Annotated in this window: 21 protein-coding genes; 9 read left to right on the plus strand and 12 right to left on the minus strand. The window is 60.9% G+C overall.

Annotated features, from left to right (window positions below; genetic code table 11):
• Window positions 1-6 precede the first annotated feature (6 nt).
• From AC1RQB_RS13295 to AC1RQB_RS13320, 6 genes are all read left to right on the plus strand, one after another.
• Window positions 7-657, plus strand: coding sequence for an amino acid ABC transporter permease (locus tag AC1RQB_RS13295; protein WP_007903724.1), 651 nt, complete (start codon window positions 7-9; stop codon window positions 655-657).
• Window positions 650-1,372 carry an amino acid ABC transporter ATP-binding protein gene (locus AC1RQB_RS13300; protein WP_007903722.1) on the plus strand — a complete coding sequence of 241 codons (723 nt, stop codon included), beginning with the start codon at window positions 650-652 and terminating at the stop codon, window positions 1,370-1,372. The genes AC1RQB_RS13295 and AC1RQB_RS13300 overlap by 8 nt, the downstream gene beginning before the upstream one ends.
• A 134-nt stretch (window positions 1,373-1,506) precedes the next feature.
• On the plus strand, window positions 1,507-2,535 hold the full coding sequence (locus tag AC1RQB_RS13305; RefSeq protein ID WP_063340384.1) for a trans-3-hydroxy-L-proline dehydratase: 1,029 nt from the start codon (window positions 1,507-1,509) through the stop codon (window positions 2,533-2,535).
• 115 nt (window positions 2,536-2,650) lie between these two features.
• Entirely contained in the window at window positions 2,651-3,568 is a 918-nt protein-coding gene (locus AC1RQB_RS13310) for a dihydrodipicolinate synthase family protein (RefSeq protein ID WP_007903713.1), read from the plus strand.
• A gap of 71 nt (window positions 3,569-3,639) precedes the next feature.
• Window positions 3,640-5,037 carry a fosfomycin efflux MFS transporter AbaF gene (abaF, locus tag AC1RQB_RS13315; protein WP_008071731.1) on the plus strand — a complete coding sequence of 466 codons (1,398 nt, stop codon included), beginning with the start codon at window positions 3,640-3,642 and terminating at the stop codon, window positions 5,035-5,037.
• Between the two features lie 212 nt (window positions 5,038-5,249).
• On the plus strand, window positions 5,250-6,830 hold the full coding sequence (locus AC1RQB_RS13320; RefSeq protein ID WP_063340385.1) for an aldehyde dehydrogenase (NADP(+)): 1,581 nt from the start codon (window positions 5,250-5,252) through the stop codon (window positions 6,828-6,830).
• A 120-nt stretch (window positions 6,831-6,950) separates the two neighbouring features.
• Here AC1RQB_RS13320 and AC1RQB_RS13325 read toward each other — a convergent pair whose 3' ends face one another.
• A complete protein-coding gene (locus AC1RQB_RS13325) occupies window positions 6,951-7,958 on the minus strand; it encodes an Ldh family oxidoreductase (RefSeq protein WP_063340386.1) in 1,008 nt (335 codons plus the stop codon).
• A gap of 255 nt (window positions 7,959-8,213) precedes the next feature.
• On the opposite strand from AC1RQB_RS13325, the gene AC1RQB_RS13330 reads away from it, so the two are divergent.
• Window positions 8,214-8,666 carry an Ohr family peroxiredoxin gene (locus AC1RQB_RS13330; RefSeq protein WP_063340387.1) on the plus strand — a complete coding sequence of 151 codons (453 nt, stop codon included), beginning with the start codon at window positions 8,214-8,216 and terminating at the stop codon, window positions 8,664-8,666.
• Between the two features lie 239 nt (window positions 8,667-8,905).
• The gene (locus AC1RQB_RS13335; protein ID WP_008071723.1) at window positions 8,906-9,367 is read left to right on the plus strand and encodes a MarR family winged helix-turn-helix transcriptional regulator; all 462 of its coding nucleotides are present in this window, start codon (window positions 8,906-8,908) and stop codon (window positions 9,365-9,367) included.
• Between the two features lie 140 nt (window positions 9,368-9,507).
• On the opposite strand, the gene AC1RQB_RS13340 is transcribed toward AC1RQB_RS13335, so the two are convergent.
• From AC1RQB_RS13340 to AC1RQB_RS13370, 7 genes are all read right to left on the minus strand, one after another.
• Window positions 9,508-11,151, minus strand: coding sequence for a fatty acid--CoA ligase (locus tag AC1RQB_RS13340; protein ID WP_063340388.1), 1,644 nt, complete (start codon window positions 11,149-11,151; stop codon window positions 9,508-9,510).
• Window positions 11,152-11,174: 23 nt separating this feature from the next.
• Window positions 11,175-12,953 carry an acyl-CoA dehydrogenase C-terminal domain-containing protein gene (locus AC1RQB_RS13345; RefSeq protein WP_063340389.1) on the minus strand — a complete coding sequence of 593 codons (1,779 nt, stop codon included), beginning with the start codon at window positions 12,951-12,953 and terminating at the stop codon, window positions 11,175-11,177.
• 7 nt (window positions 12,954-12,960) lie between these two features.
• Entirely contained in the window at window positions 12,961-15,477 is a 2,517-nt protein-coding gene (locus AC1RQB_RS13350) for an efflux RND transporter permease subunit (RefSeq protein ID WP_063340390.1), read from the minus strand.
• A gap of 15 nt (window positions 15,478-15,492) precedes the next feature.
• Window positions 15,493-16,581: a WD40/YVTN/BNR-like repeat-containing protein gene (locus AC1RQB_RS13355; RefSeq protein WP_063340391.1), complete on the minus strand. Its 1,089-nt coding sequence runs from the start codon at window positions 16,579-16,581 to the stop codon at window positions 15,493-15,495.
• A gap of 150 nt (window positions 16,582-16,731) precedes the next feature.
• The gene (locus tag AC1RQB_RS13360) at window positions 16,732-18,090 is read right to left on the minus strand and encodes a DUF1329 domain-containing protein (protein WP_008071714.1); all 1,359 of its coding nucleotides are present in this window, start codon (window positions 18,088-18,090) and stop codon (window positions 16,732-16,734) included.
• A 41-nt stretch (window positions 18,091-18,131) separates the two neighbouring features.
• A complete protein-coding gene (locus tag AC1RQB_RS13365) occupies window positions 18,132-20,144 on the minus strand; it encodes a DUF1302 domain-containing protein (protein WP_207267279.1) in 2,013 nt (670 codons plus the stop codon).
• A gap of 129 nt (window positions 20,145-20,273) precedes the next feature.
• Complete coding sequence (locus AC1RQB_RS13370) at window positions 20,274-20,840, minus strand: RBBP9/YdeN family alpha/beta hydrolase (RefSeq protein ID WP_063340450.1); 567 nt, start codon at window positions 20,838-20,840, stop codon at window positions 20,274-20,276.
• A gap of 356 nt (window positions 20,841-21,196) precedes the next feature.
• On the opposite strand from AC1RQB_RS13370, the gene AC1RQB_RS13375 reads away from it, so the two are divergent.
• A complete protein-coding gene (locus tag AC1RQB_RS13375) occupies window positions 21,197-22,249 on the plus strand; it encodes an AraC family transcriptional regulator (protein WP_063340392.1) in 1,053 nt (350 codons plus the stop codon).
• Between the two features lie 300 nt (window positions 22,250-22,549).
• On the opposite strand, the gene AC1RQB_RS13380 is transcribed toward AC1RQB_RS13375, so the two are convergent.
• The 4 genes from AC1RQB_RS13380 to AC1RQB_RS13395 are packed head-to-tail and all read right to left on the minus strand — an operon-like array spanning window position 22,550 to window position 25,870.
• Window positions 22,550-23,560, minus strand: a complete 1,011-nt coding sequence (locus AC1RQB_RS13380; protein ID WP_063340393.1) for a YeiH family protein — start codon at window positions 23,558-23,560, stop codon at window positions 22,550-22,552.
• Window positions 23,557-23,883, minus strand: a complete 327-nt coding sequence (locus AC1RQB_RS13385; protein WP_008072378.1) for a Rieske (2Fe-2S) protein — start codon at window positions 23,881-23,883, stop codon at window positions 23,557-23,559. Before AC1RQB_RS13385 ends, AC1RQB_RS13380 begins: the two co-directional genes overlap by 4 nt.
• Entirely contained in the window at window positions 23,880-24,542 is a 663-nt protein-coding gene (locus AC1RQB_RS13390) for a DsbA family oxidoreductase (RefSeq protein WP_063340394.1), read from the minus strand. The genes AC1RQB_RS13385 and AC1RQB_RS13390 overlap by 4 nt, the downstream gene beginning before the upstream one ends.
• Entirely contained in the window at window positions 24,539-25,870 is a 1,332-nt protein-coding gene (locus AC1RQB_RS13395) for an MFS transporter (RefSeq protein ID WP_063340395.1), read from the minus strand. Before AC1RQB_RS13395 ends, AC1RQB_RS13390 begins: the two co-directional genes overlap by 4 nt.
• Between the last annotated feature and the right edge of the window lie 6 nt (window positions 25,871-25,876).

The raw sequence follows: 25,876 nt of genomic DNA on the forward strand, positions 1-25,876 counted from the left end.
CTGTCCATGTTTGCCACCGGTTTTTCCTCCAATGACCTGTTGTTCCTGCTCAATGGCGCCTGGGTCACGCTGCAACTGACGTTCTGGTCGATCATGCTCGGCTCCCTGGCCGGCTTGCTCTTCGGTCTGCTGCGGGCCTTGTTGCCACGGGCCAGTTTGCCCTTGGCCTGGGTGCTGGACGTGTTTCGCAGCGTGCCGTTGCTGATCCAGTTCGTGCTGTTCAACTCGCTCAAAAGCATCGTCGGCTTGAACATCAGCGCCTTCAGCGTCGGCTGCATCGTGCTGGGGGTTTACGCCGCCGCGTACTTCACCGAGATCGTGCGCGCTGGTGTGCTTTCGGTGCCGTTCACCCTGCGCCGGGCCAGTCGCTCGCTGGGCCTGAGCTTCCTGCAGGATCTGCGCTGGATCGTCCTGCCGATGGCCACCCGGGTAGCTTTTCCGGGCTGGCTGAACCTGGTGCTCGGCGTGATGAAAGACACCGCACTGGTGATGTGGATCGGCATCGTCGAACTGCTGCGCGCCTCGCAAACCATCGTCACCCGCATCCAGGAACCGTTGCTGGTGCTGTGCATCGCGGGCCTTATTTACTACGTCATGAGCCTGGTGGTCGCACGCCTGGGCGCTCGTCTGGAAAGAAGGTGGCAAGAAAATGATTGAGATCGACAACGTACATAAATCCTTCGGCGACCTCGCCGTGGTCAAGGGTGTCAGCCTGACGGTGAACAAGGGCGAGGTGGTGTCGATCATCGGCGGCTCGGGCTCCGGCAAATCGACCCTGCTGATGTGCATCAACGGCCTGGAGCCGATCCAGAAAGGCAGCATTCGCGTCGACGGCGTCGAGGTCCATGACAGCGCCACCGACCTCAACCGCTTGCGGCAGAAAATCGGCATCGTGTTCCAGCAATGGAATGCCTTCCCGCACCTGACAGTGCTGGAAAACGTGATGCTGGCCCCGCGCAAAGTCTTGGGTAAAAGCAAGCGCGAGGCCGAGGAACTGGCGGTGCAGCAACTGACCCACGTGGGCCTCGGCGACAAGCTCAAGACCTTCCCGGGCAAGTTGTCCGGCGGTCAGCAACAACGCATGGCGATTGCCCGCGCCCTGGCCATGTCGCCGGACTACATGCTGTTCGACGAAGCCACGTCGGCCCTCGATCCGCAATTGGTCGGTGAGGTGCTGGACACCATGCGCATGCTCGCCGAAGACGGCATGACCATGGTGCTGGTGACCCACGAAATCCGCTTTGCCCGCGATGTGTCTGATCGTGTGGCGTTCTTTCGCAATGGCCTGGTGCACGAGATCGGCTCGCCGGATCAGGTGATTGGTAATCCGGTGCATGCGGAAACGGCAGCTTTTCTGAAATCGGTGAAATAGCCGCTGGCCTCATCGCGGGCAAGCCCGCTCCCACAGGGTTTGATGGTGTACACAAAATTGGTGGCCAACACAGATACCTGTGGGAGCGGGCTTGCCCGCGATGGGGCCCTGACAGACAAAACAAGGAGCAGGCAATGCGCTCATCAAAAGTCATTCATGTAGTCAGCTGTCATGCCGAAGGCGAAGTCGGCGATGTGATCGTCGGCGGTGTCGCCCCACCACCGGGCGCCACTGTGTGGGAGCAATCGCGCTGGATCGCCAAGGATCAAACCTTGCGCAACTTCGTCCTCAACGAACCTCGCGGCGGCGTGTTCCGCCACGTCAACCTGCTGGTGCCGGCCAAGGATCCTCGGGCGCAAATGGCCTGGATCATCATGGAACCGGCGGACACGCCACCGATGTCCGGTTCCAATTCGCTGTGCGTCGCCACGGTGCTGCTAGACAGCGGCATCCTGCCGATGACCGAACCGCAAACCCGACTGGTGCTCGAAGCGCCCGGCGGCCTGATCGAGGCCGTGGCCGATTGCCGTGATGGCAAGGTCGAGCGGGTAGAAATCAAGAACGTGCCCTCCTTCGCTGATCGCCTCGACGCCTGGATCGAAGTCGAAGGCCTCGGCTCGTTGCAGGTTGACACCGCGTACGGCGGCGACAGTTTTGTGATCGCCGACGCCGAACGCCTGGGCTTTTCCATTCGCCCCGATGAGGCTGCCGACCTGGTGGCGGTCGGGCTGAAAATCACTCGCGCGGCAAATGAACAGCTGGGCTTCGTCCATCCGCTGAACCCCGAGTGGTCGCATATTTCCTTCTGCCAGATTGCCGCGCCCATCATCGTTGTAAATGGCATCGCCACGGGTGCCAACGCGGTAGTGATTCAACCCGGCAAGATCGACCGCTCGCCCACCGGCACCGGTTGCTCGGCGCGCATGGCGGTGCTGCAGGCCAAGGGCTTGATGCAAGTGGGAGAGCGCTTTATTGGCCGTTCGATCATCGGTTCCGAATTCCATTGCCGCATCGATTCCCTGACCGAAGTGGCCGGACGCCCGGCGATCTACCCGTGCATTTCCGGTCGGGCCTGGATCACCGGCACCCACCAATTGCTGCTCGACCCGAGCGATCCGTGGCCACAGGGCTATCGCTTGTCAGACACCTGGCCGGGTGCCTGAAACTCCCCAGACCAACGGCTACCAAAAAAACCTGACTAATTGAAAAAAACACTAGCCGAGTCATTGGCATTTAAAATATCGTATACGAAATACAATTAACGAACCGGAGGCAACAATGAGCAAGCGCATTAACTGGAGTGGCGTCTTCCCCGCGGTGACCACTCAATTCAACGATGACTTCTCCATCAACCTGGAAAAAACCCACCAAGTGATTTCCAACGTGATCCGCGACGGCGTCTCAGGCCTGGTGGTGTGCGGTTCGGTGGGGGAAAACACCTCATTGACCGCCGAAGAGAAAATCGCCGTGACCGAAGTCGCGGTCGACGCCTCCCGGGGTCGCGTGCCAGTGATCTGCGGTGTGGCCGAGTTCACCAGCGTGCAAGCGGCCAAGGTCGCCAATGCCGTGCGCCGGGTCGGCGTCGACGGCGTGATGCTGATGCCGGCGCTGGTCTACGGCTCCAAGCCGTTCGAGACCGCCGAGCACTACCGCTACGTGGCGAAAAACGCCGACGTACCGCTGATGGTCTACAACAACCCACCGATCTACAAAAACGACGTCACCCCGGACATCCTGATTTCCCTGGCCGACTGCGACAACGTGGTGTGCTTCAAGGATTCGTCCGGCGATACCCGCCGTTTCATCGACGTGCGCAATGAAGTCGGCGATCGTTTCGTGCTGTTCGCAGGTCTCGACGACGTGGTGCTGGAAAGCATCGCGGTGGGTGCCGAGGGCTGGGTCTCGGGCATGTCCAACGTGTTCCCGAAAGAAGGCGAAACCATCTTCCGTCTGGCCAAGGCCGGTCGCTTCGCCGAAGCCATGCCGATCTACGAATGGCTGATGCCGATCCTGCACCTCGATGCCCGTGCCGACCTGGTGCAGTGCATCAAGCTCTGTGAAGCCATCGCCGGTCGCGGCAGCGCGCTGACCCGTCCGCCACGCCTGGCACTGCCGGAAGCCGATCGGGTGTTCGTCGAGCAGATCATGGCCAAGGCCCTGGCTAACCGTCCGGAGTTGCCAGACGTCGGTCTCTGAGTGATTGCCGGGCGGGTCTTTGCGGACCCGGCCCGGCTGCCTGTTTTTGCGCCCCTACAGGAAACGCCAGCATGTCCAATCCTCTACACACGCAAAGCGCAACCACCCCCTCGGGACTCAAACGCGTAGTGGCCGCCGCCATGGCCGGCACTGTCGCCGAGTGGTATGAATTCTTTCTCTACGGCACCGCCTCCGCACTGGTCTTCGGCCAGTTGTTCTTCCGCCAGACCGACAGCCCCATCGACGGCATCATCGCCGCTTTCGCCCTGTACGCGGTCGGCTTTCTCGCTCGCCCATTGGGCGGTCTGGTGTTCGGTCACTACGGTGACAAATTCGGCCGCAAACGCCTGCTGCAACTGAGCCTGGTGGTGGTCGGCATCACCACTTTCCTGATGGGATGCCTGCCCGGCTTCGACCAGATCGGCTATGCCGCGCCGGTGTTGTTGGTGCTGCTACGGCTGATCCAGGGCTTTGCCTTTGGTGGTGAATGGGGCGGTGCGATTTTGCTGGTGTCCGAACACTGCCCCGACAACCGTCGCGGCTTCTGGGCCAGTTGGCCGCAAGCCGGGGTGCCGGCCGGCAACCTGGTGGCCACCGTCGCTCTGCTGCTGTTGTCATCGAACCTGTCGGAAGAACAATTTCTCGCTTGGGGCTGGCGCGTGGCGTTCTGGTTCTCGGCGGTGGTGGTGCTGATCGGCTACTGGATTCGCACCAGCGTCGATGACGCGCCGATCTTCAAAGAAGCCCAGGCCCGTCAAGCGCAGATCAAGCAGCAACAGCTGGGCGTGGTCGAAGTGCTGCGTCATCACTGGCGCGCCGTGCTGGTAGGGATTGGCGCACGCTTTGCCGAGAACATCCTCTATTACACCGTGGTGACCTTTTCGATCACCTACCTGAAACTGGTGGTGCACAAGGACACCTCGGAAATTCTGCTGCTGATGTTCGGCGCGCACTTGGTGCACTTCTTCCTGATTCCGTTGATGGGCTATCTGTCGGATATCGTCGGGCGCAAACCGGTCTACCTGACCGGCGCGGTGCTCACCGCGTTCTGGGGCTTTGTCGGTTTCCCGATGATGGACACCGGCAACAATTGGCTGATCATGGCGGCGATCATTCTGGGCTTGGGCATCGAGTCGATGACCTATGCGCCCTACTCGGCGCTGATGGCCGAAATGTTTCCGACCCACGTGCGCTACACCGCCCTTTCACTGTGCTACCAGGTGGCGCCGATTTTCGCTGGTTCCCTGGCACCGCTGATCGCCATCACCCTGCTCAACAAATATCACAGTTCGACACCCATCGCCTGGTACCTGGTGGGCGCCGCGCTGATCTCCATCGTGGCCGTCGGCCTGACCCGGGAAACCCGTGGCAAGTCGTTGCACCTGGTGGATGCCGAATCCGCTGCGCGCATTGCTGCGCTGGATAGCGCCGTGCCTGCCATGGCACGCCGGGGTGATTCGCTGGTTTGAGCGTTGTACTTGTCACACCCCACTCTGTGGCGAGGGAGCTTGCTCCCGCTCGAGCGCGCAGCACTCGCAAAATAGGCAATTGTTACCGCTATTTTGGGGCCGCTACGCAGCCCAACGCGAGCAAGCTCGCTCGCCACAAAACAGCGCACGGCTCAGCACCTTGATTGACCTGCAACGGTCCTACCTCACTTTTTTCGACAGGAGTTTTTTTGATGCCCGAGATCATCGGCCACAACTACATCGGCGGTGCCCGCAGCGCCGCTGGCAACATCGCGATGCAAAGCCACGACGCCAGCACCGGCGAAGCGCTGCCCTTCTCTTTCATGCAAGCCACCGCTGAGGAAGTGGACGCCGCCGCCCAGGCCGCTGCTGCCGCTTACCCGGCCTTTCGCAACTTGCCGGCAACTCGCCGTGCAGAATTTCTTGAAGCGATCGCCACGCAACTGGATGCACTGGATGATGAATTCGTCGCTCTGGTCACCCGCGAAACCGCCCTGCCGACCGGACGCATTCAAGGCGAACGCAACCGTACCAGCGGCCAAATGCGCCTGTTCGCTCAGGTTCTGCGCCGGGGCGATTTCTATGGTGCGCGCATCGACCGCGCGTTGCCCGAACGTCTGCCACTGCCACGGGTCGACCTGCGCCAATACCGGATCGGCGTCGGTCCAGTGGCCGTGTTCGGCGCCAGTAATTTCCCGCTGGCCTTTTCCACCGCCGGCGGTGACACCGCAGCAGCCCTGGCCGCCGGTTGCCCGGTGGTGTTCAAGGCCCACAGCGGACACATGGCGACCGCCGAACACGTGGCCGATGCAATCATCCGCGCCGCCGAGCAAACCGACATGCCCAAAGGTGTGTTCAACATGATCTACGGTGCAGGCGTCGGTGAAGCGCTGGTCAAGCATCCGGCGATCCAGGCCGTCGGTTTCACCGGCTCGTTAAAAGGTGGTCGCGCCCTCTGTGACATGGCCGCCGCACGGCCACAACCGATCCCGGTGTTCGCCGAAATGAGCAGCATCAACCCGGTGCTGGTTTTGCCTGAAGCCCTGCTCGCGCGTGGCGAAAAAATCGCCGGGGAACTGGTGGCGTCGGTGGTCCAGGGTTGCGGTCAGTTCTGTACCAATCCGGGGTTGGTGATCGGTATGCGCTCACCCCACTTCAGCGCTTTCATCGCGCGGCTCAGTGCCTTGATGACCGAACAACCGGCGCAAACCATGCTCAATGCCGGCACCCTCGGCAGCTACGAAAAAGGTGTGCAGGCCTTGCTCGACCATCCGAGGATAATCCGCCTGGCGGGCCAGGATCGGCACGGCAATCAAGCGCAGCCACAACTGTTCAAGGCCGACGTCAGTCTGCTGCTCAAGGGTGATCCGCTGTTGCAGGAAGAAGTGTTCGGCCCGACCACCCTCGTTGTCGAAGTAGCCGACAAGGCCGAGTTGCGACAAGCGCTGAACAGTTTGCACGGTCAACTCACCGCCACGTTAATTGGCGAAGCACAGGACCTGAAGGAACACGCCGATCTGCTGGTACTGCTGGAGCAAAAGGTCGGCCGCGTGCTGTTCAACGGCTACCCCACCGGCGTCGAAGTTTGCGATGCCATGGTGCATGGCGGGCCTTATCCTGCGACCTCCGACGCCCGTGGCACCTCGGTCGGCAGCCTGGCCATCGAGCGCTTCCTGCGCCCGGTGTGCTACCAGAACTGCCCGGACGCCCTGTTGCCCGACGCCCTGAAAAACGCCAACCCGCTGGGCATTGCGCGCCTGATCGATGGCAACAGCCACCGCGAACCGGTTTAACAACACGACCTCCTGTGGGAGCGTGGCTTGCCCGCGAAGGCGGTGCATCAGACGACATCAATGTTGAATGTCGAGACGCCTTCGCGGGCAAGCCTCGCTCCTACAGGAGGTTCATCGCATTCAAGCCAGCAGTGCTTTCAGGTCGTTGTACAGTGCCTCGGGAATCTGTACTCCCTCCACCACACTGCGTGCCCGCGCCGCATAACGCCGTTGCGACGGCAAGCGTGCGCCCTGCCCTTCAATGCCCTGAAACAACACTTCGGCCCGGGCCAAATGTTCCTCAGTGGCGGCACCCAGAAAACGTCGCGGGTCCAGCGCGATGATCAACTCGCCATGGTAGGGCGATGACTTGCTGCCCGCGTCATAGGCCAGCGATTCGGCACTGGTCAGATCACCGATCAAAGGCCCGGCGATCAACTCCACCATCGCCGCCAGCGCCGAGCCCTTGTGCCCACCGAACGTCAACATCGCGCCGCTGTCGAGCACCACATTGGCATCGGTGCTCGGCCGACCCTCAGCGTCCACGCCCCAACCCTCGGGAATCGCCTTGCCGGCACGCCGATGCAACTCGATATCACCACGGGCAATCGCACTGGTGGCGAAGTCGAACACAAACGGATCCTGCCCCGCCCGCGGCCAGCCAAAGGCAATGGGATTGGTGCCGAACACCGGCACACGTCCCCCTGCCGGTGCCACCCACGCATGACTCGGATTACACGCCAGCGCTACCAAACCAACTGCGGTCAACTGCTCGATCTCCACCCACAGCGCCGAGAAATGCACACAGCGATTGATCGCCAACGCCGCAATCCCGTTGGCCCGGGTTTTCTCCGCCAGCAACCCAAGCCCGGCCTGAAACGCCAACTGTGAAAAACCACCACCGGCATCCACCCGCACGATCGACGGCGCCTGGTCGATCACCTGCGGCTCGGCATCGGCCGACACCTTGCCGGCCCGCAGGGAATTCACGCAGCCCAGAATCCGATACAAACCGTGGGAGGCACAGCCATCACGCTCGCCGGCGATCACCGTCGCCGCCACCGCTTGCGCGTGGGCCAGATTAAAACCGTTGTGCAACAGGATCGATTCGGCCAACTCGCGGGCTTGAATCAGGGTCAGTCGGATCATGCTCATCTCCTTGGACAGACCGGTCAGGGTGGGCCATTCCAAGGCTCACGGCTTGATCGCTTTAGGTCGGGTTGATGACGAATTCGGCATATCGTTGAAACGGTCGACGTTATTGTGTGGCCGCACCACTCGTCGGCAGACGCAACGCGATCAATTGACATCGATGGGTGCCTGCGCAATTATTATTACATCGCATACGATACAAACGTATACGAGGCATAAATCACATCTTTTGAAACGTTGAGGATCCACCCCATGAGCAAGATCGAAAAAGTACTGGCCACCGGCAAGACTCACACCACCGTTAGCGCCGCTGGCAACACTTCGAGGGGCCATAACGGCAGCCTCGACATCCAGCTCTCGTCGCCTGGAAACGAGAAACTGGCGCACGAGTTCAAAACCATTGCACCGCACCCAACCGCAGAGCAGCTGTTCGCCGGCGCATGGTCGGCCTGCTACACCGCCGCCGTCGGGCTGGTGGCCAATGAAATGAACGTGGTGCTGCCGTCTGATCTGTCCGTCGACATCGAAGTCGATCTGGGTCAGACCGGTCCGGCGTACTTCCTCCAGGCTCGGTTGACTCTGCGCGTACCAGGTCTGGCGCATGACATCGCGACGACGCTGGCGCATACCGCAGATCAAATTTGCCCGTACTCGAAAGCGACGCGGGGTAACATTGACGTGGCCCTGAACGTTCTCACGGCATGATGCACCGCACGGTCGATATGCCATATATGTCGCATACGCTTTAAGCGTATGCGAATCACAGACCCTTCAACACTACATCGACGTGGCCATAAACGCCCTCACCTCATGATTCACCGTATGGCCGGTTCGACGTTGCTGCCGAACCGGCCACAGTCGAAAGTCAGAGCTGTTCCGACACAATCGCATACGCGGTATATTTTGCCTTTGCGAGCCTTCAACTTTGGCCAACGAGGAAACACATGAAACCCACCGACAAGACGGCTCCTGCCAACCTGAAGCTCTCCGACTTCCTGTGTTTTGCGGTCTATTCCACGAACCTTGCCTTCGGCAAAGCCTACAAGCCGATACTCGAGCAGCTGGGGCTCACCTATACGCAATACATCACCATCGTTGCGCTATGGGAGGAAGACAATCAAACCGTGGGCAGCCTGGGCGAGAAGCTGTTTCTCGAATCGAACACGCTCACACCGATCCTGAAGAAGCTGGAAGCGATGGGCTATCTACAGAGGCAGCGTGATCCCGAGGACGAGCGGCAGGTGCGGATCAGTCTGACGAAGAATGGTCGACAGTTGCGCGAAGGCCGTCCCGAAATGGGCCTCTCCGACGCAACGGGCCTGACACCGGACGAGTTTACGCAGATGCAGAATGCGATCGTGAAGCTGCGCAACAATCTCATCAAATCGACGAAAGCCGGGGAATGAGTGGCTACTGATCGTTTTTTAATCGGGGGTATTTTTCGGGCATGAAAAAGCCCAACCTTTTCAGATTGGGCTAGTCATTGAATCATAGGGTCGGGACGGCGTGATTCGAACACTCGCCCCCTAGGTCCCCATCTTCTTTTTCAGCTCAATTCGCTTTCCCGAATCAGCTTCTTATTTATCTTCCCGACGCTGGTTTTAGGAATCTCGGCAACGAACTTGAACTGCTTGGGAATCGCCCATTTGTTGATGCGGCCACGCTCGACAAACCCTTGCAGATGCGCCTCGAGGATCTTGCGATCGAGATATTGCCCAGGCTCGCACACCACCAGCGCCATCGGCCGTTCGCCCCATTGCTCATCGGCAATACCCACGACCGCGACCGACATCACCGCCGCGTGTTCGCTGATCAGGCTTTCCAGTTCCAGGGAGCTGATCCACTCCCCGCCCGTCTTGATCACATCCTTGATTCGATCTTTGATTTCCACCCCTCCCAACGCGTCGATTGAGGCCAGATCGCCGGTGTGCATCCAACCGTTGTGCCACAGCTCGGCACCCTTTTCGGGCTCCTTCAAATAGCCTTGGGTCAGCCAGGGTGCGCGCACCACGATCTCGCCCAGAGACTCGCCGTCATGGGCAACGTCATTGCCATTGGCATCGATGATTTTCAGGTCGACCATCGGCACCGGCGTGCCAGTCTTGATGCGGGTGGCCAGTTGGGTTTGCGTGGATTGAGCGAGGTCTTCGTCACGCAGGTAAGTCAGGCACAGCAATGGGCAGGTTTCCGACATGCCGTAACCGCTGTGCACCTGAATACCTTTGGCGCTCGCTTCGCTGGCAATACCTAATGTCAGCGCACTGCCGCCCAGAAGCATTTTCCAACCATCGAAACGGGTCTGTGCCGCTTCCTCGCAGCTAAGGATCATTTGCAGAATGGTCGGCACACAATGGGAAAAAGTGACCTTTTCCTCACGATACAGCCTGACCAGGCTGTTGGGTTCGTAGCGGCCGGGGTACACCTGCTTGAGCCCCATCAGGGTGGCGACATACGGCACACCCCAGGCATGCACGTGAAACATCGGGGTGATGGGCATGTAGACATCATCGGAACGCAGCAACGGCAACCCCTGATAGACGCCCAACGTGCCCACGGCATTCAAGGTGTGCAGGACCAATTGGCGGTGGGTGAAATACACGCCTTTAGGATCGCCAGTGGTGCCCGTGGTGTAGAAAAGGGTCGCCACTGAGTTTTCATCGAAATCGGGAAAGTCGTACTGGTCGGCCGACCCGGACAACAGGTTTTCATATTCCCCCAGCACCGGTAGCGACGTGTCGGTTGCTATGTCGTCCGTGAGTTGCAGGTAACCTTTGACGGTCTCAAGCCGCCCGTGAATCTGTTCAACCAGCGGCAGGAAATCATCATGCACCAACACCAGGTCGTCCTCGGCATGGTTCATGGTGAAGAGCACCTGATCCGGCGAAAGACGAATGTTCACGGTATGCAGCACCGCGCCGATCATCGGTACGGCAAAGAAGCATTCCAGGTAGCGATGGCTGTCCCAGTCGAGCAGGGCCACGGTATCGCCGGCCTTGACGCCGGCAGCGGTCAAGGCGTTGGCCAGCCGGCGGATCCGCCGGTTGAGGGTCTGGTAGCTGTAGCGCAATTTGTCGGCGTAGACGATTTCCCGACCCGGTTCGTAGCGCACGCCAGACAGCAACAATTGCTTGATCAGCAAGGGATAGGCATAGGCGCCATCGGCGGGCGGAATTATTTTTGTCGCCATCATGGTTGGTTTCCTTGTCCTTTCGATCAGAAGTGCGCTGGTTCCAGCTCGTAGAGGCATTCGCTGCCGGCCTTGACCGAAGCGCTCAACGAGTGGATGCGCGGCAGCAGGCGGGCGAAGTAGAAGCGCGCAGTGCCCAGCTTGCTGGCGTAGAAGTCATCCTCGGCCTGTTTGCCCATGGCCGCTTTGGCCATCAGTGCCCACATGTAGGCATAGGCGGTGTAGCCGAACACCTGCAGGTACTCGACCGAGGCCGCGCCAATTTCGTTGGGATTGTGGGTGGCCCGATCCAGCAACCACGCGGTCAGTTCGTCGAGGGTGTCCACGGCGGCATTCAATGGCTTGCAGAATTCGCCCAGACCAGCACCGGCATTGGCGGTAAAGTTGCGGATTTCCGAAGCGAACAGCCGGTACAGCGCCCCGCCGCTGCCAACGATTTTGCGCCCGGCCAAATCCAGTGACTGGATACCGTTGGTGCCTTCGTAGATCTGGGTGATGCGCACATCGCGTACCAGTTGCTCCTGGCCCCATTCGCGAATGTAGCCGTGGCCGCCGAAGATCTGCTGGCCATGCACCGTGGTTTCCAGCCCCATGTCGGTGAGGAACGCCTTGGCCACCGGGGTCAGCAGCGATACCAGCTCCTGGGCGCGGGTGCGGGTTGCCGCGTCATCGCTGTACTTGGCGGTGTCCAGTTGCAGCGCCACGTAGCTGGAGAACGCGCGCCCGCCTTCGTTCAAGGCTTTCATGGTCAACAGCATGCGCCGTACATCCGGGTGCACGATGATCGGGTCGGCGGCCTTGTCCTTGTTCTGCGCGCCTGTCGGCGAACGGCTTTGCAGACGGTCACGGGCGTATTCGACGGCGTTCTGGTACGAACGCTCACCCAACGCCAGACCCTGGATACCCACGCCCAAACGTTCGTAGTTCATCATGGTGAACATCGCTGCCAGGCCCTTGTTTGGCGCATCGACGATCCAGCCGGTCGCCTCGTCAAAGTTCATCACGCACGTGGCAGAGGCCTTGATGCCCATCTTGTGCTCGATGGAACCGCAGGACAGCGAGTTGCGCTCACCCAGCGAGCCATCGTCATTGACCAGCACTTTGGGCACCAGAAACAGCGAAATCCCCTTGGGACCGGCCGGTGCATCCGGCAACCGCGCCAGCACCAGATGAATGATGTTTTCGGTCAGGTCGTGCTCGCCGCCGGTGATGAAAATCTTGCTGCCGCTGATCTTGAAACTGCCGTCGGCCTGAGGTTCGGCACGGGTGCGAATCAGGCCCAGGTCCGTGCCGGCATGCGCCTCGGTCAGGCACATCGAGCCGGTCCAGGTGCCTGCGTACATGTTCGGCAGATAGCGTTCCTTGAGTTCCTGACTGGCGTGGGCATTGATCGACAGGCACGCACCGGCGGTCAGCATCGGGTACAGGCCGAACGACAGACTGGCCGAGTTGACCATCTCCTCGACCTGAGCCGAAATGGCCTTGGGCATGCCCATGCCACCGAACTGCGGATCACCGCCAACACCCACCCAACCGCCTTCGGCGAATGCCTGGTAGGCCGCGACAAAACCGTCCGGCGCCTGGACCGCGCCGTTGCTCCAGGTGCAGCCCTGCTCGTCGCTGCTGCGGTTCAGCGGTGCGATAACTTCGCCACTGATTTTGCCGGCCTCTTCAAGGATCGCGGCGGCCGTTTCTTCATCGATCACCTCGGCCAGGCCAGGCAATTGGGCCCATAGCCGGGACACCTGGAAGACTTCGTTGAGTACGAAGCGCATATCGCGCAAAGGAGCTTTGTAATCAGACATGGTTGGCTTACTCGGAAGTGGTCAGGGCATGCGGCATACCCTGGCGTTGAGAGGTGTCGGTTTCAGTGGCTTGCGCCACTTTGGCTTGCGCAACGGGGTGACGCAGCAGGAAGTACGACAGGGCAGGAATCAGGATCAGTGCGCCGAGCATGTTCCACAGGAACATGAACGTCAGCAGGATGCCCATGTCGGCCTGGAACTTGATCGGCGACCAGACCCAGCACACAACACCCGCCGCCAGGGTGATGCCCACCAGGCCCACCACCCGGCCGGTAAACGACACGGCGTTGCGGTAAGCCTGGCTCAGCGGCAGGCCCTGGCGCTGGTAATGCAACTGCACGCTGAGCAGGTACAAGGCGTAGTCCACGCCAATGCCCACGCCCAATGCGATCACCGGCAGGGTCGCGACTTTCACGCCAATGCCCATGGCCACCATCAACGCTTCGCAAAGGATCGAAGTCAGCACCAGCGGCAACAACGCAACCAACGTGGCGCGCCAGCTGCGGAAGGTGATCAGGCAGAACAGTGTGACCGCCGCATAGACGTAAAGCAGCATGGTGCGATTGGCCTCGCGCACCACAATGTTGGTCGCCGCTTCAATCCCGGCCGACCCGGCCGCCAGCAGGAACTGGCGATCTTCGCTGTTGTTCTCCCGGGCGAACTTTTCGGCGATGCCCACCACGGCATCCAGGGTCTCGGCCTTGTGGTCCTTGAGGAAGGTGATCACCGGCATCAGCGAACAGTCGGTGTTGAACAACTCCGGGGAGTTGACCGAGGCTTGTTGCGCGGCGTAGTTCAGCACGTCCTGATTGCGCTGGATGCTGTTGAGCTTGGGGTTGCCTTCATAAGTACCGGCGGTGATTTGGCGCACCGCGTTGACCAACGAAGCCGTGGCCTGTACGCCCGGATACTGCTGCAGCTCCCAGGCCAGACGGTCGGCGAGGACCAGCGTCTTGTAGTTCAAGCAGCCTTCCGGCGCGGTCTTGATCATCACCGCGAACAGGTCGCTGGACAGCGCGTAGTGGCTGGTGATGTAGGCGTTGTCACGGTTATAGCGAGAGTCGGCACGCAACTCCGGTGCGCCACTTTCCAGGTCGCCGATCTTCAATTGCAAGCTGACCATGAAGCCGCCAATGCCCATCAGCGCCGCAACCAGTACCGCACCCGTGGCCCATTTGGCCGTGGTGAAGCGGTCGAGCAAGTCCCACAGTTTGCCGAAGCCTTTGTGCCCTTCTGCGCGCGTGTCGATTTTCAGCGCACGCTCGGCCGCCATGGCGCCGACACCGATATAAGACAGCGCCACCGGCATCAGCAACAGCGAGGTGAAAATCAACACCGCCACACCGATACTGGCGGTGATCGCCAGGTCGCGGATCACCGGAATGTCGATCAGCATCAGCACCGCGAACCCGACAGCGTCGGCCAGCAACGCGGTGACGCCGGCAATGAACAAACGGCGGAAGGTGTAGCGGGCGGCGATCAGTTTGTGGGTGCCACGGGCGATGTCTTGCATGATCCCGTTCATCTTCTGCGCCGCATGGGACACACCGATGGCGAAAATCAGGAACGGCACCAGCACCGAGTACGGGTCGATGGCATAGCCGAGCCAGGCGACGATGCCCAGTTGCCAGACCACCGCGATCAACGAGCAGCCGACCACCAGCAAGGTGCTGCGCACGCAACGGGTGTAGGCGTAAATGATGATCAGCGACGTGACGACGGCCAGGCCGAAGAACATCATCACCTGGATCAGGCCATCGATCAGGTCGCCCATCAGTTTGGCGAAACCGATCACCCGGACTTTGTACTGGCCCTTGCCCTCCTCCCCGGCCTTGCGCGCAGCGCTGTCACCGGCGAACTCGATCTTGTCGCGCAACTGCTCTTCAAGCATCTGCGAAAAGGCGTGGTAGTCGATGCGCTGACCGCTGGCCGTGGCCTTGTCCAGCAGCGGCACGATGAGCATGCTCGATTTGTAGTCGCTGGCCACTAGACTGCCGACGATACCGGCGCGGGAAATGTTCTGGCGCAGCTGTTCTATTTCTTCCGACTTGCCCTGGTAGGTATCAGGCATCACCGGGCCACCCTGAAAACCTTCCTCGGTGACTTCGGTCCAGCGCACCGCCGGGCTCCACAACGACTTCATCCAGGCGCGGTCAACGCCTTCGGTGACGAACAACTGATCGTTGACCTGATTGAGCACGTCGAGATAAGCGGGGTCGAAAATATCGCCCTGGGTGTTCTCCACCACCACCCGTACCGAGTTGCCCAGACCGCGCAGCGACTGGCGGTTTTCCAGGAAATTCTGAATGTACGGCTGGCTCTGCGGAATCATCTTTTCGAAGCTGGGGCGCAGCTCCAGGCGAGTTGCCGCCATGTAGCCCAACACCACGGTGGCCAGCGCCATTAGTAGCATGAACAACGGACGGTAGTTGAACACCAACCGCTCCAGCCGGTTGCCGGAATGGCGGTCGAAATCCCGCAGATCGCGGATCACCGGCATGGTTTCTTGTTTGGTATGGCCCATGTCTGGGTTCTCGCTCTAAGGGTTCGAGGGCTTATCAACGGACAGCGTCCGTGCACCACGGCTGCCAACCACCACCAGCGCACCGTCGGCGGACTGAGTGGCGCCGGTCACCGGTGTCGGTGCCTGTTGCTGAACCAGATGCAATTGCGCGCCTGCGCCCTGGCTGACCAGCATCTGCCCGCCCTGGGTGAATAAGCGGTAGTTGCCACGGCCATCGACCAGGCCCGCGGTGATGCTGACGCGCAGGCCAGTGTCCAGCGGGGTCCAGCTGAGACCGCCATCGGTGCTGCGCAGCACATTGCCGCGCAAGCCATAGACGAGCGCTTCGCCGGGCTTGCCGAGCACACCGAAGAAACTGCCCTGATAGGGTGTCTGCACGGCGGCGAAGCGCTGTTGGGTGTCATCCCATTTGAGCAGCAGACCCTGCTCTCCAGCGATGTACAGCGCATCGCCAGTGGAGGCGATGGCGTTGAGGTGAAAGCCCTGCGGGTTGTCGGTGCGGTCCTGGAACGGTGTCCAGCTCTGGCCGCCGTCTTCGGTGCGCAAGATCAGGTTGAACACCCCGACCACGTAACCGAGGCGGTCGTTGGCGAACCAGACATCGAGCAACGGTTTGTCGGCGCCCTGCGCCATCAGGCGCTCACCTTCAGCGACCAGCAGTGGCCATTGTTCGTTGCCCGGTTCTGCACTGGCCAACGCGCCGTAATGCTTGACCAGCAAGGCACCGATCTCGCGACCGTCCAGTTGCTTGCGCCAGGTCGCACCGGCGTCGTTGCTGTGCAACACCACGCCGTCACCGCCCACCGCCCAGCCTTGGGTGGCGGAAGGAAAACTCACGGCATTGAGGTCGGCACTGACCGGCACCGCGGCCTGCTGCCAGTGTTTACCGACATCATCGGAATACAGAATGTGGCCACGCTGCCCGACGGCGACCAAGCGGTCGCCGGCGCGGGCCATGCCCGATAGCGGGCTGTTGACGGCCAAGGCGCTGACCCTGGCCGGCAGATCCAGCACGTCGACATAAGCGGACGCCTGGCTCAGGCCCTGCAACGTTACAAGCAAGGCGCCAAGCGCCAACTGCAGATAATTCTTGTACGAACACATACCGCGTCCTCTTCGGAAAACCGCGCCTGGACACACGTCCGTGTGCCTGACGTTCCAACCTGGCGCCCGAAACGATCGGCATGCACCGACCGTCGTGCGGTCCCCTGCCTGGCAGGCAGTGGACTGCACGGACGCTTTGTCACGGTTTGCTTAGCGAATCCCGTTACCGGCCAGGGACTCAGGCGACCACTGCGCCTTGGAGAGCGGATCGATGTACTTGATGCCGCCGTAAGGGCCAACCACACCGTTGATGTTGTAGGAACCACCCACCAGGTCATAAATCATGAAGGGCGTGGAATCCGGGATCTGCTTGTCGTAGCTCTGACTGAGGAATGCGAAAGAGCCACGGTACAGCTGACCACGGGCGTCATATTGGTCAGAAGCCAGAGCGGTCCAGCTGTCTTCATCGAGGTAGAAGCGACGCTTCTGGTAGATGTGCCGGGCGCCGGACTTGAGGTTGCCCTCCACCACCCAGACCCGGTGTTTTTCCCAACGCACGTAATCGGGAGCCAGGTGATTGGCGGTGGTCAGCGATTTGGGGTCCTGGGCGTAGGTCAGCTTGTAGGTGTTGTAAGGGACGATCATTTCCTGCTTGCCCACCAGCTTCCAGTCGTAGCGGTCCAGTGCACCGTTGAACACGAAAACATCGTCGTAGGTGCCCGCGCCAGCGGTGCCAGGGTTAGGCGTGTCGTAAGCCAGGTTCGGTGCCAGCTTGACCCGACGCTGGCCCGGCAAGTATTGCCAGGCGCGGCGCGGTTGCTGCAGCGGGTTGGCGGCGTCCTTGAGCATCACCGCTTCACCGGCCCGGCGCGCAGGGCCGGTGTAGGACAGCTTCATCTGGTAGTACACATCGGCGCTGCTGATCGGCTGCGCGAGGTTTTCGTAGATCGGATAGGAAATGAACGCCAGTCCGGTGGTCGCCAGGCTCGGCACGCCAGCGGAGTCGACGTTCCAGGAGTCGTACTTGGAGTTGATGTTGACGCCCTGGTAACGCAACAGGAAGTTCCACATCGCCTCGTTGCCCGACTGCGGAATCGGGAACGGCACACCGGGCAGTACGTTATCGATGGCCAGGCCACCTTCCAGGGACTTGGCACCTGTGGCGTTTTTCACGCCATTGTCCAGCACCGCCTTGGGCAATGAGACGGTGCGGTGGGTCGGGTAGACATTGACGTGGAAGCTGGGGAAACGCTTGGCCAGTTCCACCGTGGTTGCACTGAGCAAGCCCTTGTACTGATCGACGTTCTTGCCGTCGATTACCAGCAACGGCTTTTCGTTGACGAAAGGATCCGGACGCATGCTGTCACCGGACTTGAAACTGGCCGGCGGCGTGGTCAGGCCACCCTCATAGGCGGGGATGGAGCCGTCGGCGTTTGCGGCCTTTTCAGCCCCGATCAGGGTCAGGCTGCTGCCCAATTTGGCAGCGTCCTGGGTTGAAACAGCGGCCTGTGCCTGGGCGGCAAGGACCAAGGCCAGCGAAGCAGCCAACACGGTTTTTGCGTATTTCATCTTGTTATTCTCCTGCTTGCGTTGAGCAAATCAGTGGTGCATCAAAAAGTGGTTTTCATCGTCAGGTAAACGGCGCCACGATCCTCAGTCGTGGCCCCACCACCGGAGAAGGCCGAGTAGCCGCCGCCGTAACACGCGTAGTTTTCATTGCCGCTAAAGGCATTGGGGGTGGAGCCGTCGCCGCTGCCGGCATTGGCCGCGCCGGTGCTCAGACCGCTGGTGTCGCACTTGTCGGTCTTGCCGAAGGAGTCCACGTACTTCAGGTCGATGAAGTATTTGTTGTACACAACAGCCCCTACGCCCACGGCATAGTTGCCGGTGTCTTTGGCACCGCCACCGGACACCGGTGACACACCGTCAAGGCCGACGTTGATGGACATCGGTGCGTTGAGGTCGACACCGGGAAACACCTGATACCAGGTCGGCGTGAAGTTGACCGCGATGCCCCAGTTGTCCCGGGTCGGCTGGTCGATGCCGCGATAGGTGTCCTTGCCCTTGTAGAGCGCTTCGTTCTTGCTATCGAGCTTGAGCAAGTTGCTGTAGTACAACTCGGCGAGCAGGCTGGCCGAATCGAACACCGGGGTTTTCGGGAAGGTCATCAGGCCGTTGAGCGTCCAGTGCAACGTGTCACCGGTGGCGGCCATGCTGTCGCCCTTCTGCGGGGTGTCATAAACCACACCGGTGGCAGCCGTACGCGCCGGCAACAGGCCAAGACCCGCGCCCAGGCCTAGCGGACTGTTAGTGCTGACAACCGCCGGAATACTGGCCAACGGCATGTTGTGACGAATGTTCAGGTCCGAACCGACGCTCACCCCCCCAACGTCCTTGGACAGGCTCAGGCCAACGATCTTGATGTTGTCGGCATAGGCCATTTGATAGGTGGCGGTGCTCAGCGAGTTGAGCGTGTTGATCACCGCAGGCACTTGCCCTGCCGGCCGGGTGCCATTGGGGTTGGCCGAACTCAGGCCTCTGGCATCCAGCCAGGCTTGCGGCAGGATTTCCGAGGTTTCGCGGTAGTAAACACCGAGGGTGCCATCCAGCCAGGCCGGCGACCACTTGGCCATCACGCCCCAGTCTCCGCGCTTGTCCGGCGTCAGGTCGTGACCGCGACGCACATTGGTCAGCCCGTTGCAGGGCGCCAGACCACAACCCAGCGGACTGCCCGGCACCACGCCATTGGTGTTGCCCAGCAGGAACGACTGCGCGCCGAAGCCGACCAGATCGGAACCGCCATAGTAAGTACCGGCTTCAGGCAGGCGGGCGGCATCCCAATCCAGGAAATACTGAGCGCCCACGGTCAACTCGGGATTGACGGTGAACGACATCGACAACTGGTTACGCGGAACGAACAGTTCCTTGGCTTCGGTACCCGGCGAGGCGGCCAGTTTGGCCAGGTCCAGGCCGGACTGGCCGTAGCTGATCGAGTGCACCGGGTTGAGGATGGTTTCCCCCCAGAACACGTTGTGCTGGCCGGCCTTGGCGCTCAACAGCGACTCCTCGCCCACTTCGGTGCTGTAGAACACGAAGGCATCGAGGATTTCGCCGGATGGACCGGTGTAGTAACGCTGGGCGTAGTTGCTCAGGTGCGGGCTGCCATTGCCGACATTGTCGCCGGTGACCCCGGCCAGGCGCGGATCGTTGGCGACCAGACCCGACCGTGCGTCATTGCCGTTGACGAACGGGTTGGAATTGGAACCGGTGTTCTCGTAGGCCTTGTCGTACCAACTGGCGGCGCTGACGCGAAAGCCCATGTGGTTCTGGTAGACCACATCCATTTCGGTCAACAGGTCGATACGGTTGGTGATGTTGGTCCCGGCCTTACGGAAGTTGTAGTCGCCATCGTTGTTGTTCGGTGTCGCCAACATCCGCTTGTCGGCACTTTCGGTGCGTACGCCGTAGTTGTACTTCACGGTGTTATCAACACGCACGGTCCAGTCCGGATTACCTGCCTCGAATTCGACCGCCTGCGCGACCGGCATGGCTGCGACCAGAATGGCCGAGGCCAATAAGGTGTATCGCGAGGGTGCGAAGCCGTGACTCTTATTGTTATGCATTGCGTTGTCTCTCCGCCTTTTTGTATTTGTTTTAAGCGCAGCCGCCCTCGCGCAACCCTTGTTTCAGGGGTTTGCGTTTTTCAGGAGTGAGGGCAAATACCGGATGGCTGGGGCCAACCGGCGCCTGAACTAGCGATCCAGCTCCAGGATGAGTGCTTCGGCTTGCGGCCAGTGGCCAAACCCTGCTGCCGGATTGAGATGACCCACCTCGCCCAGGTTGAGCAGTTCACTGCCCCAGCCTTCTGCCAGGCGAGTGGCGGTATCCAGGCTGGCGAGGTGGTCGTTGGTACTGACGGCCACCAGACTGCGGAACGGCAGTGGCCCTTTTGGTAGAGGATTCCAACCCTGGGTACGCAGGGTTTCAGCGGACGGGTAGCCTTGTGGCCAATGAGCATCGAGGTCCGGAGGCGTGGCCAGCAGCGCGCCCTTGATCGGCCAACTGTGCTGCGCCGCCCAGTGCGCGACCATCAGCACACCGGCGCTGTGAGCGACCAGAATCACCGGCCCGTCGATCTGCTCCAGCGCGTGCTGGATCGCTTCGACCCGCTTGGCGCAATCGAGCTTGTCGGTTTCCAGCGGCGGTACACTGCGCACTTTGCAGAGCCTTGCCTCAAGCAACGTTTGCCAATGCTCGGCAACGTGCTCACGCAGACCCGGTACGATCAGAACGGTTGCGGCAGTTTGCAGTTTGTCCACTTTCAACACCTTCGCTTTCTCGATGACTCGACTGGCTCTATCGCCAGGGGCTTTTTGTAGGACTGACATTAAAGAGCGCCCACCCAAGGCGCTTTTCATTGGACGTCAGGCACTTTTCTTTTCATGACAGATTTGCCGAGGCTGGCGTGCCCCGACCATTGGTCGAAAAGCCCCGCAGCTTCTCTGTGGGTCACTGTAATCAATGGGTGAGCGTCGATTGCTCGACAACAACGCAGGGGCTTCTGGACAGAATTGGGCGAGCGCCCTCGACAACGTCACAACTGTTCAATTGCTGATGTGCTGGATATAGTCGCCACGCTCACCCGAATCGCAACTGGCCCAGGAAAGACCTTCGCATGCCCAAGCTTGTTCGCGCCGCTGTCTTGACCAACTACCTGGAGGTCACCCAATACCTGGGGTTCAACCCACGTGATGTGCTGGCCGGCGTCGGCCTGAGTAAAGCGCTGCTGCAAGCGCCCGAACACCGCATCCCCATTGATGCCGCCGTACGCCTGCTGGAAGATTCGGCCGCCGCCAGTGGCTGCCAGAGCTTCGGCCTGAGCATGGCCGAGTCGCGTCAGCTTTCGGACTTCGGCGTGGTCAGCCTGCTGCTCAGCCACCAGCGAACGCTGCGAGATGCCTTGCAGGTCGTGGTGCATTACCGTCATCTGATGAACGACTCATTGGCCATCTTCATTGAAGAGGCCGGCAAGATGGTGATCATTCGCGAAGAGGTGGTCACCGAATCGCCGATGCCCAGCCGGCAAGCCACCGAACTGGCCATCGGCGTGATGTTCCGCCTGTGCGCCGCGCTGCTCGGCAGCCACTGGCACCCTTACAGCGTCAACTTCACGCACCAGCCTCCCGACAACCTGCAACTGCATCGGCGCCTGTTCGGTTGCAAGCTGGAATTCGGCAGCGAGTTCAATGGCATTGTCTGCTCCGACGCCAGCCTCGACGTGACCAACCCCAATGCCGACCCGGCCATGGCCCGCTACGCCCAGAGCTACCTCGACTCGCTGCTCAGCCACGAAGGTCCTTCGATGCTGTTCGAGGTGCGCAAAGCCATCTATCTGCTGCTGCCGATGGGACGCGCCACCATCGAGCAGATCGCCCAGACCCAGGGCATGAACGTACGCACCCTGCAACGTCGCCTGAAAGACGACGGCTGCGCCTTCAACGACCTGATCAACGACGTGCGCCGCGATCTGGTGTTGCGCTACCTGGAAAACCCGAATTACTCGTTGGGCCGAATCGCCGACATGCTCGGCTACTCCATGGCGAGTTCTTTCACCCGCTGGTTCATCACCCAGTTCGGCATGCCGCCCGCCGCATGGCGCAGCGCACAAAAGCACCCCGTCAAAGCACCGTCGGACCTGAGCACCCTGCCCGGCTCCAGCGACTCCTGAAGCGGACGCAGGACAGGCAAAAAAAAACGGCGACTGCTGGCACAGTCGCCGTAAAAGAACCGGTGTTTATGACACACCGGCCGAGGAGTCCCTCTGCAATGTGGAACCAGGTCCGGCTGTAGCAGCTGTCGAGCTTGCGAGGCTGCGATCGGCTGCGAAGCAGTCGTGAATCCGGCTGACGCGGTTTGCCTGATGCACCGCAGGTTCTGGTTTTACGACTGCTTCGCAGCCGATCGCAGCCTCGCAAGCTCGACAGCTCCTACGGGATAGCATTACGGCTGCCAGTATTTTTTAACGGGCTTAAAGACCCCAGCGCAGCAACAGCAGCACCAGCACGACAAGGAACACCGTCTCCCCCACCATCAACAGGATCGGCTTGATGCCCACCGCCGCCAGCTCCTTGAGCTGGGTTTTCATGCCCAGGGCGCTGATGGAAACCACCAGGAACCAGCGCGACAAGTCATTGACCGATCCCTGCACCACCGGGGCTATCCAGCCGGTGCTGTTGATACAGGCCAGAATCAGAAACCCGACGGCGAACCATGGCAGCAGCGGCGGTCGTTTGCCGGCCGGGTCGGCGCCTTGCATGCGGGTAATCATCGCGGCGCAGACGATCACTGGCAGCAGCATGGCAACCCGCATCAGCTTGATCACCGTGGCCGTATCGCCGGTCTCGGTCGACATGCTGTAACCGGCGCCGACCACCTGGGCGACATCGTGGATGGTCGCCCCCAGGAACACGCCCGCCACTTGCGGCGACAACGACAGCCAGTTGGCAATCATCGGGTACACAATCATCGCCAGGGTCGACAGCGCCGACACCCCGATCACCGTGAACAACGTTGCGCGTTCTTTCTGCGGATGGTTCGGCAATGCCGCCGCCAGCGCCAACGCCGCCGACGCACCACAAATCGCAGTGGCCCCGCCCGTCAGCATGCCGAACAAGCGTTGAAACCCCAGCGCCTTGGCCGCAATCACCGAGACGCCGATCGTCACCACCACCACAATCACCACCAGCGCCACAGGCTTCCAGCCCAGCGCGGCAATCTGTTCGAGCGTGATGCGCATGCCCAGCAACGCCACGCCAATGCGCAACACCGTACGTGCCGTGAATTCGATGCCAGCCTTGCAGGCGCCATCACCGGCCAGGAAGTTCAGCGCCATGCCCAACAGCAAGGCAAACAGCATCACCGGCGCGCCGTAATGCTCGGACAAAAAGGACGCGGCCGCCGCCACGATCAGACTGACGACAAAACCCGGCGCCAATTCGCGCGTTCGGCTGTGGATACGGGTGAGAGCGATAGTGCTCATGGCACGGACTCCTCGGGAACGATGACGATGAATACCTGGCCGTCAATGATCTCGACGGGGTAGTTGGCGACTTTTAGCTGGGTTGAATTGAGCAAGTAACCGCTGCGCAGATCGAAGCGCAGGCCATGGGCGCAGCACTGAATCACCCGCCCCTCAAGACGCCCGCCACACAGCGAGGCGCCCTGATGCGGGCAACTGTCGTCGATGGCGAACAAGTCACCTTCAACGTTGAATAACGCCAGGCTTTTGCCATCGAATTCGAACAGCGCACGACCGCCTGCCTGCGGGAGTTTTCCGGCAGGCACGGGAATACGAAGACTCATGCCGATTGCTGCTTGCGAGTACTTTCTTTCAGTGCCTGGCTCATGGCCCCGAGCAATGCCACTGCAGGTTGCGCGCCCACCACCGTCATGCGGCGGTCGAACTGAAAGCTCGGCACGCCACTGCTCGCCCCGAGTGACCCAGCAAATGGAGTGGCGTCACCCATCAGGCAGTCGGCCAAGGCCTCGACATCAATGCCGCAGGAGCGGGCAATCGCGAGCAAGGTCTCACGGCAACCCAGGTCTTCGCCCTTCTGGAAATAAGCGGCGAACAGGCGCTCGAGCAAGATGTCACGCTGGGCAACATTGCCTAGCTCGCAGGCACGCTCGAAGAAACGATGAGCGTCTGCGGTGTTAGGCATTGTCGCGATGCGGCTCAAGTCAATGGTCAATCCGACCGCAGCAGCAGCCTGCTGTACCTGGGCCTGGCGCATGGCCACGGCGTCGGCATTGCCCAGACGCTTGCGATAGAAGTCGGCGAAGGGCTCACCTTGTACCGGCAACTGAGGCAGCAACTGCACGCCATGCCACACCGTGGTGATCTGCACATCCGGGTGGCGACTGCGAAACTGTACCTGCGCATGCTCCAGTTGACGCTTGCCGATCAGGCACCACGGGCAGATGAAATCGAAAAACACATCAATACGTAAACGAACACTCACAACTTCACCTCTAACGCCGCTTTGCCAATCGAATCGAGAACTTGCTCGCCCTTAAGCCGGGCAATGTCCTTGTGGTAATGACACTTGGCATAAAAGAACACGGCCGCAGCCGCGATGCTGACCAGTGGCACCAGCTGAAAAGCAGACTGCAAGCCGATAAGGTCGGACACCCTGCCGGTGATGAACGGCCCAGGCGCCAGCCCCAGCATGTTGTTGGCCAGGGTCAGCGTGGCGAAGGCCGTGCCATGGACCGAGTAATGGGTCAGGTTGGCAACCATGGCTCCACAAGGGCCGGTCGTGCCGGCGGCAATCAACATGCCCAGGCAGATCAGCACCAATTGCCCAGGCCCCGCCGGCAGCGCGAACGCCGCCGACAGCAGCAGGCAACTGCCCAGGCAATAGGCGATGGCCAAAGCGACTTTGCGCTCCGGCGAATGGCGGCACAGTCGATCACTGAGCATGCCGCACAGGATCATCCCCGCACCGCTGCACAGCACGATGATCGCGGCGAGGCCACCTGCCTTGTCGGTGGCCATGTCGTAATAACGATTGAGGTAACTGGGCATCCACACAATGACGGTGCCGCCGACGAACAGTTGCAAGCCACTGCCGATGTAGGCCGCGATCACCGAGCGGCTGGAAAACAGCGTACGCAACGGACGCTTGACCGCGGCAGCCGTCTTGTTCGCCGCCTGAGCGGCACGTTGCGGCGCAATGCGTGCTTCCTTGACGATGACCGGGTAAAGCACCGCCAGCAGCAGGCCAAACAGCGCCATGCCGGCAAACGACCAGCGCCAGCCAAGCTTGGCGGCGATTGCACCACCCAGCGCCATCCCTAACACCGAACCGAACATGCCACCCGCCATGAACGCACTGGCAAGCGTTGCACGCATGTGTTTGGGAAACACCGAGATCACCACGGCGATGCCGACGCTGCCGTACGCCGCTTCACCGACGCCGACCATGAACCGTGCAATGAACATCTGCTGGTAGTCCTGCGCCAATGCGCAGCCCAGCGTCGCCAGGCTCCACAGCAAAGCCATCAGCGCCAGGCTTTTTACCCGGCCGAAGCGATCCGCCAGCAATGACAGGGGAATGGTCAGCAGCCCCACCATCAGGGCGACAATGCCACTGAGCAGGCCGAGCTGGCCGTCGCTCAGGGCCCATTCGCCCTTGAGCATCGGGAACACCGCGTTCAGCACCTGACGCGACATGTAATCGGAAATCAACAAACCGAACGTCAGCGCAAAGACGATCCAGGCGTACTTGCGCGCAACGCCGACGCCACTGCAGTCATCATCGTCTGCGGCGATTGGGTGAAAGGCCATTCAGCC

It is taken from the genome of Pseudomonas sp. GW822-FHT02E03 (genome assembly GCF_058802325.1).

What these genes read in the sequence shown, in the direction of transcription:
- AC1RQB_RS13300 (WP_007903722.1), top strand. Translation starts at nt 650, where the DNA reads ATGATTGAGATCGACAACGTACATAAATCCTTCGGCGACCTCGCCGTG.
- AC1RQB_RS13345 (WP_063340389.1), bottom strand. Translation starts at nt 12,953, where the DNA reads ATGTCTGATTACAAAGCTCCTTTGCGCGATATGCGCTTCGTACTCAAC.
- AC1RQB_RS13380 (WP_063340393.1), bottom strand. Translation starts at nt 23,560, where the DNA reads ATGAGCACTATCGCTCTCACCCGTATCCACAGCCGAACGCGCGAATTG.
- AC1RQB_RS13330 (WP_063340387.1), top strand. Translation starts at nt 8,214, where the DNA reads ATGAGCAAGATCGAAAAAGTACTGGCCACCGGCAAGACTCACACCACC.
- AC1RQB_RS13375 (WP_063340392.1), top strand. Translation starts at nt 21,197, where the DNA reads ATGCCCAAGCTTGTTCGCGCCGCTGTCTTGACCAACTACCTGGAGGTC.
- AC1RQB_RS13350 (WP_063340390.1), bottom strand. Translation starts at nt 15,477, where the DNA reads ATGGGCCATACCAAACAAGAAACCATGCCGGTGATCCGCGATCTGCGG.
- AC1RQB_RS13355 (WP_063340391.1), bottom strand. Translation starts at nt 16,581, where the DNA reads ATGTGTTCGTACAAGAATTATCTGCAGTTGGCGCTTGGCGCCTTGCTT.
- abaF (WP_008071731.1), top strand. Translation starts at nt 3,640, where the DNA reads ATGTCCAATCCTCTACACACGCAAAGCGCAACCACCCCCTCGGGACTC.
- AC1RQB_RS13340 (WP_063340388.1), bottom strand. Translation starts at nt 11,151, where the DNA reads ATGATGGCGACAAAAATAATTCCGCCCGCCGATGGCGCCTATGCCTAT.
- AC1RQB_RS13325 (WP_063340386.1), bottom strand. Translation starts at nt 7,958, where the DNA reads ATGATCCGACTGACCCTGATTCAAGCCCGCGAGTTGGCCGAATCGATC.
- AC1RQB_RS13365 (WP_207267279.1), bottom strand. Translation starts at nt 20,144, where the DNA reads ATGCATAACAATAAGAGTCACGGCTTCGCACCCTCGCGATACACCTTA.
- AC1RQB_RS13395 (WP_063340395.1), bottom strand. Translation starts at nt 25,870, where the DNA reads ATGGCCTTTCACCCAATCGCCGCAGACGATGATGACTGCAGTGGCGTC.
- AC1RQB_RS13335 (WP_008071723.1), top strand. Translation starts at nt 8,906, where the DNA reads ATGAAACCCACCGACAAGACGGCTCCTGCCAACCTGAAGCTCTCCGAC.
- AC1RQB_RS13385 (WP_008072378.1), bottom strand. Translation starts at nt 23,883, where the DNA reads ATGAGTCTTCGTATTCCCGTGCCTGCCGGAAAACTCCCGCAGGCAGGC.
- AC1RQB_RS13305 (WP_063340384.1), top strand. Translation starts at nt 1,507, where the DNA reads ATGCGCTCATCAAAAGTCATTCATGTAGTCAGCTGTCATGCCGAAGGC.
- AC1RQB_RS13360 (WP_008071714.1), bottom strand. Translation starts at nt 18,090, where the DNA reads ATGAAATACGCAAAAACCGTGTTGGCTGCTTCGCTGGCCTTGGTCCTT.
- AC1RQB_RS13320 (WP_063340385.1), top strand. Translation starts at nt 5,250, where the DNA reads ATGCCCGAGATCATCGGCCACAACTACATCGGCGGTGCCCGCAGCGCC.
- AC1RQB_RS13295 (WP_007903724.1), top strand. Translation starts at nt 7, where the DNA reads ATGTTTGCCACCGGTTTTTCCTCCAATGACCTGTTGTTCCTGCTCAAT.
- AC1RQB_RS13310 (WP_007903713.1), top strand. Translation starts at nt 2,651, where the DNA reads ATGAGCAAGCGCATTAACTGGAGTGGCGTCTTCCCCGCGGTGACCACT.